At 50.7% G+C, this 14,831-nt stretch carries 9 protein-coding genes; 1 reads left to right on the forward strand and 8 read right to left on the reverse strand.

Annotated elements, in window-relative coordinates:
• Positions 1–83 precede the first annotated feature (83 nt).
• The 4 genes from ACR9FF_RS19900 to ACR9FF_RS19915 all read right to left on the reverse strand — a co-directional run bounded on the left by ACR9FF_RS19900 (position 84) and on the right by ACR9FF_RS19915 (position 2,657).
• A complete protein-coding gene (locus ACR9FF_RS19900; protein ID WP_435164022.1) occupies positions 84–629 on the reverse strand; it encodes a cyclase family protein in 546 nt (181 codons plus the stop codon).
• Positions 630–647: 18 nt separating this feature from the next.
• The gene (locus ACR9FF_RS19905) at positions 648–1,517 is read right to left on the reverse strand and encodes an AraC family transcriptional regulator (protein WP_435164025.1); all 870 of its coding nucleotides are present in this window, start codon (positions 1,515–1,517) and stop codon (positions 648–650) included.
• Positions 1,518–1,606: 89 nt separating this feature from the next.
• Positions 1,607–2,077: a GNAT family N-acetyltransferase gene (locus ACR9FF_RS19910; protein ID WP_127497154.1), complete on the reverse strand. Its 471-nt coding sequence runs from the start codon at positions 2,075–2,077 to the stop codon at positions 1,607–1,609.
• Between the two features lie 34 nt (positions 2,078–2,111).
• On the reverse strand, positions 2,112–2,657 hold the full coding sequence (locus ACR9FF_RS19915) for an HAD-IIIA family hydrolase (RefSeq protein WP_435164028.1): 546 nt from the start codon (positions 2,655–2,657) through the stop codon (positions 2,112–2,114).
• Positions 2,658–3,010: 353 nt separating this feature from the next.
• Between ACR9FF_RS19915 and ACR9FF_RS19920 the strand changes: the two genes are divergently transcribed.
• On the forward strand, positions 3,011–5,215 hold the full coding sequence (locus ACR9FF_RS19920) for an Ig-like domain-containing protein (RefSeq protein ID WP_435164031.1): 2,205 nt from the start codon (positions 3,011–3,013) through the stop codon (positions 5,213–5,215).
• A gap of 78 nt (positions 5,216–5,293) precedes the next feature.
• Here the strand turns inward: ACR9FF_RS19920 and ACR9FF_RS19925 are convergent, their stop codons facing one another.
• From ACR9FF_RS19925 to ACR9FF_RS19940, 4 genes are all read right to left on the reverse strand, one after another.
• Entirely contained in the window at positions 5,294–5,761 is a 468-nt protein-coding gene (locus ACR9FF_RS19925) for a nucleoside deaminase (RefSeq protein ID WP_435164034.1), read from the reverse strand.
• Positions 5,762–5,792: 31 nt separating this feature from the next.
• Positions 5,793–6,455 (reverse strand): MgtC/SapB family protein, encoded by a 663-nt coding sequence (locus ACR9FF_RS19930; RefSeq protein WP_435164037.1) that lies wholly within the window; start codon positions 6,453–6,455, stop codon positions 5,793–5,795.
• 136 nt (positions 6,456–6,591) lie between these two features.
• The gene (locus ACR9FF_RS19935; RefSeq protein WP_435164040.1) at positions 6,592–13,215 is read right to left on the reverse strand and encodes an S-layer homology domain-containing protein; all 6,624 of its coding nucleotides are present in this window, start codon (positions 13,213–13,215) and stop codon (positions 6,592–6,594) included.
• Between the two features lie 131 nt (positions 13,216–13,346).
• Entirely contained in the window at positions 13,347–14,714 is a 1,368-nt protein-coding gene (locus ACR9FF_RS19940; RefSeq protein ID WP_435164043.1) for an MFS transporter, read from the reverse strand.
• Positions 14,715–14,831 lie beyond the last annotated feature (117 nt).

Consider the following 14,831-nt stretch of genomic DNA (forward strand, 5'->3'; position numbering starts at 1 on the left):
TATTTCCCTTCCTCTATTGAATATTAACTTCAGAATACCACAGGTTAGTCTGTCCCGCCTTTCTAAACAAAGAGGAGCTGTCCTTATGACAGCCCCTCCCTCTCTCCCGTTTCTATTACGGCAACTGCCCGAACCGGCGACCCGTCGCCGCCCGCAATCCGAAGCGGAAACCCGTAAAACATAAAGTCACTATCAACGGGAAGACGATCCAGTCCCTGCAGTCCCGTATAAGTTATGATATTAATCCCGAGCAATGCCCGCTCCAATTCTTCCGTCAATTCACCGCCAACAAACGGGGGCCGCAGAGAGGCAAGGCGTTCAAAACAATCCAATCCTGCCGGCTCACAGAAAAATAACCCTCGCTTTTCCGGCCACGCAGTATCATCAATCCGCACTAAACGCGAGGCTCCAAAAAAGCGTTCCAACGGCAGCTCATCCAAGGTGGCGCCACCAGCATGCATATGAGATGGAGCATCCACGTGTGTTCCGGAGTGGCTGCCCATGGAGAGATGCCGCAATTCCCAGGTGTGACTCTCATAAGTATGTGCAATCTTGACACGGACCTCCGGATCGCCGGGATATACGGGCATTCCATCTTCTATTGGGATAGATAAATCAATGACTTTCACCGTTGCTGATTGCTCCTTTTAGCTGATTTTAACGATCGGTATCCATAACTCTACATCTATTTCCTCGGTAAATACCTGTTTCTCCAAGCCCACCTCTATGTCTGGCCCTACCTGAATCATTGGCCCCTCAGCTTGCTCGTAGCCGGAGGAAGGAAACCATTCTCCGTAAATACGGTGCCACTTTTCCTTCTCCCAAGGAACCTTTACCTCAAAAATAACCCAAGTCATAGCCGGCACAATCAAATGAGACAAGTTCTCTGGGCATTGTTCAGTGGAAGCAACCGCCATGTAATAATCAAACTCACGTTGTATGCGTACCCCTTCCGAGAAACTCACATGCACGATCCCGAATGGTTCAACATTATTTAACGACCTAAGCCGGGTATACGTTCTCTCGCTTGTGGACTTCCATACCTGCTCTACGCCTGGGTGTTCTCCATGATCAATTGCCACAACCCGGTTACTTACTCCAATTAGCTGCAATGCTTCCTTTTGCTCGATTCGGTATCTCATTGGCTCACTGCCTCCTATCGATATTCGGAAGGTCATTGGAGGATATGAGGTTAATGAGCGGTTAGTCATTCTCGCTTCCGTTGGCGTGATGCCATGTAGATTGTGAAAGGCCCTCGTAAAAGAGTCCGGCGAATGGTAACCGTATTTTACAGCGATGTCGATTACTTTAACGGTTTTGTCCTGCAAATCCAGCGCCGCATGCGTCAGACGTCTGCGACGGATATATTCTTGAAGCGGTATACCTGCCAAATAAACAAACATTCGCTTAAAGTGATACACGGAACAAAAAGCACGCTTTGCGATCTCTTGCTCATCAATCTCGTTTTCAAGATTTTGTTCGATATAGTCCAACGCTCCGTTTAAATGCTCCAGCATATTTCGCTATGACCTCCCTTCCTCTTTAGAATAACAGGAGTATGTTGCTAGCATCCGACAGTTCCAGTTCAACTTCTGCAGGATGGGCTTCAGAAAAAAGACATGTACACATCCTTGCCTTGGATTAACGTAAATCCAAGTTGATTATATAAAGCACGAGCTGGTGCATTATCTTCATCTGTTTCGAGCTGCAGCCGTGCTGCATTTTTGGATGCGGCTAAATCAATAGCGTATTGTAAAAGTCTCTTGCCTACACCTTTTTTTCTATGCTTGGATGATGTATATAAAGCTTCAATACGCAATACTGGATAGCCTTTGCTGATTGAAAAACTCCATGAAAGGACGATGAAACCAAGGAATTCATGTTCTTGCGTTGCCACAAAACAAAAGGCAGAGTCGTCATGAAGAAGCCTGATCAGGATTTGATCACATTGTTCGAGCAATTCCGGTGAGGGTTCGATTTCATCTATCCCGTTAGAGGAGGAATTCAAGTAACCGGCTAATAAAAATTTCACATCTGGAATATGAGATCTATCCAATGATAAAACTTCTAATTTCAAATCAGACCTCCTCCAATCTCCATTAATTGATCCTTTATTTTAACAGCCAGTTAACAGCATCTAATAGATTTTCAGCCACATAGTCGGGGGCAGCCTCAAGCCATTCTCCAAAAAATTGGTTGGATTGAAATTTCGATAAATCCTTTTCACCGGAGCCTGTTGTCACTAATACTTTCACGCATCCTGCTCTATGGGCAGCAATCATGTCTGTCCACCTATCGCCGATTACAGCGCAATTCCCCAGCTCTAAACCGTATTCTCGCGCCGCCTTAATAATTAATCCGGGTGAAGGTTTTCGGCATGAACACCCTTCTACATGTTGATGCGGGCATATGTATACGTCATCAAAACCAAATGAATAAAGTTCGTTCCGAAAATCCGTAATCGAACCCTCTCCACGCGATATTCCAGGTTGATTCGTAAACGAGTATATTCGTACTCCGGCGTTTTTGAGCGTATCCAGAGACTCTTTTGTATAAGAGAATAATTGAAATGCACCTGGATAGGTTACTTCATCCGTACCTCCAATCGTCCCGTCTCTATCTATGAAAACAGCTTGTAATTTATTGAATAACGGCAAACTACTACCTCCTCATTCACTTGGTGTTCTATTACGTAGTATTCGGAAAGCGGAAAACTAATCCTGCCTTCCAGGTAAGAATAGCTGACGGATTTTCACTTTAACGAGTCAACAATCAAAATGTTTCCATATTCCTGCAACTAAAGTTACTCACTTTTCGTTAAGAGACTTGTAGCAAAATACCAATTATTTCTGTGTGCATATTCAGTTTCCCATAAAGGCAGAAGCCGGCCATCGGTTTCTTCTTTATGTTTATATATAGTAAATTTAACGGTTAGGGTTTATTTTTCCCTCTCCAATACCGTTAACAAAAGAGAGCAAGAAACATTTTCCAAGGAAAGGGAAGGGAATTAGTGAAGGAAAACATCAGAGGAATTCTGTCGTTCAAGCTGGTCCGCAGCTGGCTCGCAGCCGTACTTGCCATGACGCTTGTCATGACTAGTCTTGATGGAGTCGCGCAGGCGGCGACGACGGATACCGTGACAGGCATCGAGTGGAGCTACGCGGAGTCGGATTACAATCCAAGCACATCATCGCTGGAAATGTACGTCGAAGACGGCACTGTTGACCTTACCGTGCTTGCATCCATTTCGGGCGCAACATCCAAAAAAGACGTAACGACCGACGTAACTTGGAAATCATCCAACAGCTCTATAGTCAAAGTTGATAAAGGCGTGTTAAGCGGTATTGGAAAAGGTACAGCCACCATCACCGCTACCTATAAAGGGTTCTCCTTATCGATCAAAGCGACTTCGGATTACGTATACAACCAGGTTACCATTATGCAAAACGGACAAGCAGCTCCCGCTGCCTTAACCGATGTACTTCTTGGGCAATCGCTTGTCTTTACGCTTGACGGAGACGGCGAGAACGTTACCGACGATGCGACATGGACAACCTCCAGCTCCTCCGTGGCTACCGTCGATGACGGCCGCATCACGCTGGTTGGTGCCGGCACGGTTACGATCACGGCGAAATACAAAGGCAAGTCGGACTCTATTAAGCTGACGATCTCGTCGCCTTACAAATCCATCGCAATTACTCCGGAAGCGGCTAACGATCTGTTGGAGCTTGAAATTGGCGGCGATGATTACAAGCTGGAAGCAGACGCCGTACTGAAATCCGGTGAAGCCTCGGATGTAACAAGCGACGCCAAATGGACAAGCGCTAACACCAAGGTCCTTACGGTTAACAAAGGCGTCCTCACTGCCGTCAGCGCAGGCAAAACAACAGTCACGGTCTCTTATCTGGGAGTATCCGATACGCTGACGGTTGTCGTCCGTACGCCTTACCAGTCCATCAAGATTGCTCCGGAGAAGGAATTCCATATTCAATTGCAGGACGCTCCTCTCCAGATCAAAGCAGAGGTGCTCAGCAATTCGAACGTCACTTCGGACATTACAACGGTAGGCACATGGACGTCTTCCGATATTACTATCGCTACCGTGGATCAAGGCAAAGTCATCCCGAAAGCGGTTGGCACGACCAAGATTACCGTGGCCTACCGAGGCGTTAGCCGCAGTATCGATGTGACGGTATACCCGAGCATTACTAAGCTGAAAGCTGAAAAAACGTCAATCGACGGCTATAAAGGGATCGAAGGCGAGCTTCCGAAAGTAACGGCAACCACATTCGACGGCTCCAGCGTTGATGTCTCGAAGCTGGTGAAATGGACCGTTGCGGACGATGAAATTGCCGAGCTTAAGGATGGCGTCTGGACAGCCAAGCAGCTTGGCGAGACGACCTTCACGGGAACCGTGCAGGATCTGAAGGCCACGGTAAAGCTTGTTGTGCATTTGAAGCCTATCAAGCTCTTAGCCGAAGCTAAAGACATGAGTATTATTTTGGGCAAAGAAACGAATCTTCCAAACGTTAAGGTCGTTTACGAGGATGGTACGGAAGCCGATATTTCCGAAGCAATCGAATGGAATACGACATCCGACAATATCGTTTTGCTGGAAAAGACGTTAAAAGGTCTTGAAGCGTCAAACGTAACCTTAACAGGCAGTTATCTGAGCAAATCCGTCTCGGTTCGCATTAAGATCGAAGACGAAATCGTAAAGATGGTTGTGGAGCCAACGAAGCTTGAGCTGAATCCGGGACGATCCAAGGCTGTTAAAGTCACGGGATATTACAAGGACGGCAAAAAGGTTTCCATCGGTACCAAAATGAACTGGGTTACTGCGAACGAAAATGTTGCCACGGTAAACGGTTCATCCTCCGTTAAGGCGATTGATGTCGGTACAACCAAAGTAACGGGCAAATACCAAGGTAAAACGGTTGAAGTACCGGTCACGGTTACGCCAAAGCTGAAATCGCTGCAGCTCTCCAGTAAATCCGCGCAGATGTCGGCGGGCGACACTCTGACGATCAGCGTGCAAGCCATCTACTATACCGGAAACCCGGTGAACGCGACGAGCAGCGCAACATGGACTTCCTCCAACACGTCCATCGCAACCGTTAAGGACGGCAAAATTACAGCCGTACGCAAAGGCAGCGCAACAATCAAAGCTTCCTTCGGCGGTAAAACAGCCTCCATTCGCGTCTCCGTAAAGTAACCGCGTTTCTTTAAATCGAAAAAACCTGCTTACAGCTTTTGAAGCTGCTGAGCAGGTTTTTTTATAAGTGAATATGGGTTACCCTTTGGCATGCTGCGAGAAATAGTCGGCTAATACACTCAAGCTTTCCTCTCTTAATACGCCTCCAAGGACCTCGGGTTTATGATGCGAATGTTCAAAGACGATCTCCGAGCATTGACTTCCCTTCTCATTCAAAAGACCGCATAAATCCATATCGCTAGCCGCGTATACCAGACGCCCGAGCTGCGTCCATACCATAGCCCCGCTGCACATAAAACAAGGCTCGCAGCTGGAATACATGGTGTATTCCCGCAAATCGGTTATTTGCGTTTCTGCGCAAAATCTCCGCAGCAAGCCTGCTTCCGCATGGAACGTTGGATCCGCCGCCGAATAAATCTGGTTCTCGTTGGAATATACGATTTCTCCGTCTTTGACTAGTACCGCTCCAAAAGGTTCATTGCCATTCTCTACGGCTAGCTTGGAAAGCTTGATCGCTTCTCTCATAAAAATCTCGTCTTGGGTCATATTTATTTCTCCTTCTCCTTTATGTAAAAAACTATTGAATCTCAACAACGGTTACATAAGATACTTCTTGAATTAGTGGAAGCATTTTTTCGATTTCGAAGTTTGTCGGCAGCTTTACGGTAATGTCCAGTGCAAGCTCAGAAGAGTCTTCAAGCTTTTCCGTATGAAAATGTAAAATCGAGATATTTCTCTCTTTGAGAAACTCTAAAATATAGTTCAGAGCATCCGGCTCGTTGCGCAAACGGAGCGATAATTGCTCCGTCCTTGGCGCTGCCAGCCAATTAATCTTGCTATGCAGCAGCTTTTGCGCAGCAAGAATAAGAAGCGTTGTGCCGATTCCCACAATGTAAAGGTTTGCGCCAATCGCCATGCCTATGCCCGCAGTTAACCATATACCTGCAGCCGTAGTCAACCCTTTAATCGTTTGACGTTGCATAAAGATCATACCGGCTCCCAGAAAGCCCACTCCGCTGACCACTTGAGCCGCAATACGCGACGGATCCAGCGCAATATCGCCTTTTCCAATCATGTCTTGAAAACCGTATTTAGAGATTAACATCATCAGCGCCGCTCCGGCTGCTACTACGAAATGCGTTCGGATGCCTGCCTCCTTCATCCTGCTCTTTCGTTCATATCCGATAAGTGCCCCACACACGCCCGCCAAAACAATTCGCAATAAAAATCCGTATTCCATGATGTTTCCTCCTTTTCTAGCAGCATTACTGTTATTGAAACGAATTCAACCACCTTTAAGAAAAGTTCCTTAGTACCTGCAACTATAACAAAAAGCGACCGTGCGTGTCAGCACAGTCGCTTTTTTGCTCATTGAATTATCCGTTCAACAATCCTGCCGCTACCAGCAAACGCTTCAGAAGCGTTGCCGCTTCGGCGCGGGTTACGCTGCCTGCCGGTGCAAAGGAACCGTCCAGCATGCCTTTTAATAAACCTGCACCAGTCGCTTTGCCTACGGCATCGGATGCCCAATTGGAGATTTCTCCGGCATCCTTATAGTTCAAGTCTGCTGCAACAAGCTTGCTGCTTGTCGCCAGCTCCATGGCCTTGACGGCCATCATGGCCATTTCTTCGCGGGATACCATATTATTCGGACGGAAGGTTCCGTCCGAATAGCCATTAATGATGCCTGCACCCGATGCGAGCTTCACCGTCTCCTCATACCAGCTGCCAGACGGAACATCCTTGAAGGCACGTGCCTCACCAATCTGGCGAATGCCTAACGCGCGAACCAGCATTGCGGCGAACTCGGCGCGGGTTACCGCGCGTTCCGGTTCAAACCTGCCTGCGGATACGCCATTCAGAATGCCTTTTCCGGCTAGGAGAGCAATATCCGCTTTAGCCCAGTGACCGTCCGTATCCGTAAAGGTACGTTCAAGCTTTGCTGCGGTATAAACACTGTTGCCCATGCTTTTAATGGTCACAACGGTCTTGCCGTCCTTCACCGTGATAAGGGCAGGTACCGAACTAAACATACCCGTTGCCGGATCGTAGACCAATACGGTTAATTGGCCTGCTTCTTGCACGCCTTCTACCGTAATGGCTCTTTCCAAATAAACGCCGCCAAAGCTAGTAATAACAACCGTTTGCGCGCCGGTTTGAACCGTGATGCTGAAGTCGAGCGCAGAGCCAACCGTCATTACGCCTTGATCTGCCGCATCCTTATTCAGCTGGGCTGTCAGATCTGCCGCAGGCGATTGAATAGAGAACGTCCATATCGCGTTTGCTGTATCCGTAATACCGTTAGCCTTCAAAATCTGGGCTAGCTGCTTCATCGGGAACGTGTAGCTTCCCTGCTGTCTCTTCACAACCAAGACCGTATCCGGCTTGGAACCGGCCAGCTCCAGTAATGCTTTTACCGTAAAAGCCGCTTTGCCAGCTGCCGCTGAGGCACTAATATCGAACGTTACGACGGAATGTCCGTCGTTTACTTTGTTTTTCAAGGCAAGGTCATTGTCTTCCGGCTTCGACACTGCCGTAATGACATCCGTTCCGTTACTGCCTGCATGGCCAGTGTTACCCGGATTTGTACCTGTGCCGCTGTCTTCCTCGCCTGTCACTTGAAGCGTAAATACTCGCTTGGCGCCGTCATAAGTGACGGAGATTTGGGCATACCCTGGACGTGCCGCCACTAACTGCCCGTTTTCCAGGTAAGCAATATTGCCATTATTTGTCGTTATAATCGCTTCTCCTGTCACGTCTTCCCCGCTGCGGTTATAGACGTGAACCGCTTCCGAGGCCCTTTTCTCCATCTCGAATGGTCCGATGCGGTCATTTCCTACCGTGAACCGGAACGGCTTCATTAAGCTTGCGAAGCCCTCGTTCTGCTCCTCAAACGCAAAGCCCGGATTTGAATCGTTCAAAACGGAGATTCGTTCGCCGCGAACGATGATGTTATCCGCGATAACGGAGCCTTTTACGTTAGGAGTAACCTCTACCCCGTTTGTACCTGTACCGTCGATAACCGTATTTTCGATGGAGACGCCGCTCACGTTAAAATCGCCATGAACAAGGAGTCCGGCATACGTGCTGTCGAGCGCCGTGTTATTCCGGATATATACGGTACCATTCAGATCCTTCTCGCTTGCAAATACCCAGATCGCGCCAAGATTCACTCCGTAGCCGGTATCGAAGCTGCCCGTGCGGATCAGCGTATTGCGTTCAACCACCGTTGTACCGCTGAACGGCACAGGATTGAAACGTGTCGATACGGCTACGCCCGCACCGTTAGTAATGGTGTCTTTCGCGATATTGTCGGTCAGCTTGTTGTCTTTGCCGCCGAAAATAACCATATTATCCGCCAGCCAAGGAAGAGATACGGTGTTAAAGCGAGCCGTATTATTTACGCTGGCTACGCCTTCCGCAGACCACATCGCAATGCCGTCGTCACCCGGATAACGGATGTCGCTTTGCTCCAGCATGCTATTGCTCGTTCCAACGCAGAAGTTAATGCCGTCCGCCATCAGATTGCGCATTCGGAGACCAACCATATGCAAGCTGTCCGTGTAGCCGGCGCCTCCTTTCAGACGCGTCAGCCAGAGACCCGTCTTGGCATGCTCAATCCATACGTTCTGGATAACGGAGCCTGGGCCGAATTCGCCTTCGAAGCCATGCGTGCTTGCTTCGTCATCGCGCACATTCAAGTCGCCGTCAACGAGCAGATCATACACCTCGGTATGTCCGCCATCGCCGATAAATCTAGCTCCAAGAAGCGTGGTATACCACATGCCCGCACCGCGGATCGTCACGTCGCTGACATGCAGCAGGCTGCTGCGAAGCTCAAAGGTACCCGCCGGGAACCAGACGCCTTTGCCTGCGGCTTTGGCTGCTGCCATAGCATCGTTAAAGGCTGCCGTATCGTCCGCGCCATCATTGGCAGTAGCGCCGTAATCCGCAACTGACAGGAAGCCGTCCGGCATCGTCAAAGGATCCGCAACCTGCTCCATGTCGGCCAAATCGATCACGTAGTAATCCGCCGTGCTGTCCGCGTCTTTTTCCAACCGGATCGTTGCTCCCGCGGGAACATCCCCGATCAGCGCATGAATCTCGTCAAAGAAACGGTGAGCGCTGCCCTGCTTCGGATCATTGGACCACGGATAGCTGCCGTATTCCCAAGCATATTTCGAAGTCAGGTTCAGCTTTTGCTTAAATTCGCCGTTTACGTAAAGACCTAGCGTTTCCTGCAGGCCGCTTCCGTCAGCGCTGTCCGGAATCGCATAACGCAAGACAATCGAGTTGGCCGGCTGGGCTAGAGTAAACTCTACATAATCGCCGTTCTCGTTAAGCGAAACCGCCTGTCTGCCCGATGCTTCGGAGGCCATGTCGCGGTATACTCGGGATGGTCCAATCAGCGCGGCATTGGTAGCCGCATGCTCAGCTTCGTAAGTGACGTAAGGAACGGTCGCTCCGCGATAAGCCAGATTCACCGCATGATTAATGGAAAGCGAATCAATGGAATAGCCGCCGCTGCCTGATGCTCCCTGTACCGTAACCGTATTTACGCCTGCGCGAAGATCAAGCGACAACTCGGCGTTCTTCCAGCTCGAACCCGCAGGGAGGTTTACGTCAGCAGACGGAATACCGTTAACCGTTACTTTCAGGGTACCGGATTGACTTCCCAGGTAACGGATGGAAGCCTCGTAAGCACCTGCTTCTTCCGCGTTAACAACAAAGCGGATCAGGTCGTCTTTATTTCTCAAGCCCGCTATATAACCCGTGCCTGTATAGCCTTCCGATAAAGCTGCCGTGGAGATGCTTTGACTGTGGAAGGCGTTCTCCGCTTCGTAAACAACCTTGTCATGTACCGGAGTAAAGCTCCACACGGCAGGAGAAGCCGCTTCGCCGTACTTCAACCCGCTGCCTTCTACAAGCAAGGCTCCGTTCTTATCTTCCGCATTAATCAGGCCAAAATGCCCCAGGCGTTCTTCCAAAACCCACTGCTCGGCATCCGTTACGGCCGCACTGTCCTTGAGAGAAAGGTCCAGCGACAGCAGCTTGCCCGTTGCACGGTTCTTAACCAATTTGCGGCCGTTGTAGTCCTGCAGCAGCCATTCCGCGCTTGTATTACCAGCACCGGAGCTTGCCGTTACAACCGCTGTGCCGTTTGATTCCGCGAGATTTTTGCCGCCGGCCGTTATGGTGATGTAACGGGTATCGTTAAAAATCGGAGTGCCGGTTACTTCGTTCCGTTCATCGCCCATAACCGGCGTTGTATAGTCAACGGGCGCGTTGTCAAAGCTCCATTGCAGCGTCCCGTAGGATGCCGGGAACAAGCCGCGTTCCGCGTAGCCCGCACTATTTTGCACATTGATGTATTCATCGTCAAAGCTGCCGTATAAGCTGCGGATCAAATAGGTCGTGCCTTGCGGCTCGATGGACCAATCCGCCTTTGCCGCAGCTGCTTCCAATGCTCCGCTCGTGATGTACCGGTAATTATCGTCTACCGAGACGTAATGACCGGTTACGCGATTGCGGATGCGGTACGATCCGTTATCTTCTTCAAGCAGCCAATGCGAATAGCCGTTATCTGCCTCCACATTGCCGTACAATACGACACCGCCGTGATTCTCGTAAAGGAATTGGCCGGTTGCCGCATTTTTGATCCGGACGGGAACGGCTGGCAAAGGCGCTTCCGGCACTTCAACCGCTTCCGCCGCGAACTGCCCTTCATCATTGCCGGCAACAAGCTTGCTTACTTTCGCATATCCCGCATCGTCTCCGCTCGCCTCATAGACGAAGTGGCCGGCCCAAGCGCTTTTTATATTCACGTAGCCTTCATTAGCGCTCTCCTGCAGATACCACTTGGCGCTGCCCCATTGCGGGTAGATGCTTTCCGCTACCAGCTTAAAGCCCGGCGCGTCCTGCTCGACCGAACCGCCGACGCCTTCCATCGAAACGTAATGGCCGGTTGCGAGGTTTTTGAGCCTTACCGATCCAACCCCGTCGCCCGCATCTTCCGGGAACCAGATCGACGAGGTATCGGATTCAGGAACGTCGGCAAATTTCAATTTGCCTAGATCCGCGCCGGCTTCCGTCACTTCGTACAGATAACCGCCGGTCAGCTTGCTCTTGATCCGAAGATTGCTTGGTGCGGCTTCCGGCACATTGATAAAGCGCCAGCGCGGGCTGCCCCAGTTCGGATTAATAATGCCGTACTCGGCATATTTGGTCAGGTTCTGCAAGTTGATGTATTTTTGCGAGCCCTCTGCGTCGTTTGCGTCCAGAACGCTATGAATAAGCCTGGAGCCGCCGCCTTTATCCTCGATGACCCAAACGGCGCTTCTCCAGTCATCCTCCACGTCGGATACTTTGATATGGCCGTCCGTTACATTTTGCAGATTGATATAATGGTTGGTCGCTCGGTTCTTGATCCGCTTGCGGCCCTGGAACCGCTCAACAACCCATTGATCGCGCTGATCGTCCTCGCGAATATTGCCGTATTTCAAATTGCCCTGGGAATCTTCGTACAGATACATGGATTGCCATTCATTCATCATTCGCACAAACTGCGGAGACCCGTCCGTTGCCGCCGATGGATCGGCTAGCAGCCATTGCGCCGGATTCGTATCCGGATCCACCGTGCCTGCCTGGGCAGATCCCGTTGCATCCGCATTATGCAGATAGACACTAGCCCCGCTTGCGCTTTGAATCGTCTTATAATCGTCGTAGATTTTGGAGGAGGCAAGCGTCCACTCATAAGAAGCCTCGATAGCTTCCGGCTTATCCGCCGTCAGAGGATCCGTCGGCTGAGCCGACCCGCCTCGGATATAATGGCCGGTTGCCACGTTGCGGATAAGCGTCTTGCCGTCGAAGTCCTCCATAATCCATTGATAGAGGTAGCTGCCGGCATTCGAGCTGTCCAATGCTCCGTATTGCACAACGCCGTTGTTCTCGTACAAATAAGAAGCTCCCGCAGGATCGTCGGAATAGCTTGCTATCCGGACGGGCTGAACATCCGCCGCCATATCGATCCGCCATTGCGCGCTTCCCCATGCCGGCTGAGCCCAGTCATTGGCACGGACATTGGTATCATCCGGGAACTGGGTATTCAGCACGTAATTTAACGGAGTTTCTCCTTGTGCCGCAAATACGTTAGTAAAAGTAACGAAGCCAGCGCTTGATGCTGCCGCCATCGTCCATTCGCTTTTCGTGCCGTCTTGCGCGATTGCTTTAAGCTGCATCCAGCCTTCATCGCCTTGCGTAATGTAATGCCCGGTCGCGCGGTTCCTCAAGCGGATGACCGAGCTTCCGTCCTCTTTAGCTTCAACCGTTTCCATATACCAATGGGTTACGGGATCGGTAATACCGCCGGCAGCGCCAAATTTGACAAAGCCGTCTTTATCCTCGTACAAATATTGCCCGGCCTTGAACTGGTTAACGATTCGTACCGGAACGCCTGCCGGATCAACCGGCTCCAGCGCCCATTGCGGGCTTTCGAACGTGATATTGATATCGCCGCTCACTTCCGCGAATCCTAGCTGGTCCTCTTGGTGAATAACCAGGTTCGCGGACGGGTCGCCGGCATTCTTAATAATGACATAACCGGCCCGGCTGGAATCCGCGAGGATCCATTGATCAGCAGTTGTGCTCGTTGCAATGCTCCGGCTGTAGAGAGGATCACGCCGCTGATTCGTATCCTCCATCGTGATGTAATGGCCGGTCGCGCGGTTCTTGATCCGCTTCACCCCGCCGCTGTCTTCAATCAGCCAATGGGAGCTCTCGTTGTCCATCGCCGTAAAGCCGTAACGGACGACGCCGTCCGAGCCCTCATACAAATAATTGCTTTTCCATTTGTTCTTGATCCGCACATAGCTGTCTGACCCGCTGCCAACCGCGGCAGCCGCTTCGTTGCTGCCATTGTCCGCCGCATATACCGGAAACGCCGTCAACAGCAGCAGCAGCAGCGCCATCAATGCGGACAGCATCGCCTTGCTTCGTGCCATTCGTACTCCCCCTTAAGTCTCGTCAAGGATTAGTTGCATCTCCCATCTTAGAATGTAAGGGTTTACAGGACGAGGTGTATTATTGGGAATATTAGGTGTTATATTATGATGCTTGCCAGCCGATAGGCAGCTTATCTCCTCTTGCCGAACACGGCAAGGGTCAGAACGGAACCGCCGAGTAGCAATATCGCAATCAGGATAAAAGAAACCTGCATTCCGGATAGTAACGACTCGCTGCTGTTCAGCACCGCTCCAACCAAGGCAACGCCAAGAACCGATCCCAGTTGGCGGCTTGCGTTAATCGCCCCGGAAACCGCGCCGGTCTGTTCCCTCGCTACGGAGGCCATCACCGCCGCCATCAGCGAAGGAATGACAAGAGAAACTCCACAGCCTATTAACAGCAAGCCAATAAAAGTCCATGCATAGCTTGTGCCGGAATGGGTCCATGCCGGAATCAGCGTTCCTGCTGCTCCAAGGCCGAATCCTGCCGCCATAGGCTTCCGGGCTCCAATCCGGCTGACGATCCGCCCGGTCAGAATCGGATTAAAGGCCAGCGGCAGCATCATCGGGAGGAGGGACAGGCCGGCCGCATGAGCCGATAATCCTTTGCTTTGCTGGAAGTATAAAGGCCATGCAAACAGCACCCCGGACAATCCTACGTTAATGACCATTCCGGCAATCAGCCCCGTGGAAACGGTACTGTTCTTGAACAAGCTTAAAGGAAACAGCGGAGCCTGCCCTTTGGCTTCAATAACGACAAACAGGATGATACACAAGGCCGCCAAACCAACCGTTCCCAAAATGACGGGAGAGTCCCAGCCGTAGTCCTGTCCCTCCATTAAGCTGAAGGATAACGCGGCTATGGCTGCCAAAGCGGTTATCTGTCCGCCAGCGTCAAAGCTTTTTTGCGCGGATCGAGGAGTCTCTTCTGCCTGCATGCAAGTCAGAAGCAGACTTATTGCGGCAATCGGTACATTGAGCAGAAAAATGCTCCGCCAGCCAAAAGAATCCACGAGTATTCCTCCAACCACAGGCCCTGCCGCCATCGCGGCTCCCGTAACCGCCGTCCATATACCTAGTGCCTTGGCCCGTTCTCCAGGCACGGGGTAGGCATGGGACAATAAGGTTAACGAGGCCGGCAGCAGAGCCGCTCCTCCGATCCCAAGAACAGCCCGCAAAGCGATAAGCGCACTTGTAGTCGATACGATTGCCGATGCAGCCGAAGCGGCAAAGAACAGGATGAGACCGCCGATATAAACCCGTTTCGCCCCCAATCGGTCTGCGAATACTCCCATGGACAGCAAACACCCTGCAAATACGATCGTATAAGCATTCACGACCCATTGAAGATCAATGAGCCCTCCCCCAAGATCCTCGTGGATGGCCGGAAGAGCAACGCTTACGACGGTCATATCCAGCAGCACCATAAAATAGCCAAGCGATAGTCCGAGCAGCAGAAGCCGGCTTCTGCCTGATACTTGTTGCAAAGCTTTCTCCATTATCTTTTCCCCTACCTTACTCTTCATGTCGAATTCCCATAGAGTGTATAATGAATCCGATAAGAGATTAAGAGGAGAGCTTATCCTAGGAGTTTTTCTCCTATGATAGGATTTGAA

The organism is Paenibacillus glycanilyticus, from assembly GCF_051200795.1.
Taxonomy (GTDB): Bacteria; Bacillota; Bacilli; order Paenibacillales; family Paenibacillaceae; genus Pristimantibacillus; species Pristimantibacillus glycanilyticus.

Coding starts and splice junctions, on each gene's coding strand:
- ACR9FF_RS19940 (WP_435164043.1), bottom strand. CDS start 14,714: ATGGAGAAAGCTTTGCAACAAGTATCAGGCAGAAGCCGGCTTCTGCTG.
- ACR9FF_RS19925 (WP_435164034.1), bottom strand. CDS start 5,761: ATGACCCAAGACGAGATTTTTATGAGAGAAGCGATCAAGCTTTCCAAG.
- ACR9FF_RS19935 (WP_435164040.1), bottom strand. CDS start 13,215: ATGGCACGAAGCAAGGCGATGCTGTCCGCATTGATGGCGCTGCTGCTG.
- ACR9FF_RS19930 (WP_435164037.1), bottom strand. CDS start 6,455: ATGGAATACGGATTTTTATTGCGAATTGTTTTGGCGGGCGTGTGTGGG.
- ACR9FF_RS19905 (WP_435164025.1), bottom strand. CDS start 1,517: ATGCTGGAGCATTTAAACGGAGCGTTGGACTATATCGAACAAAATCTT.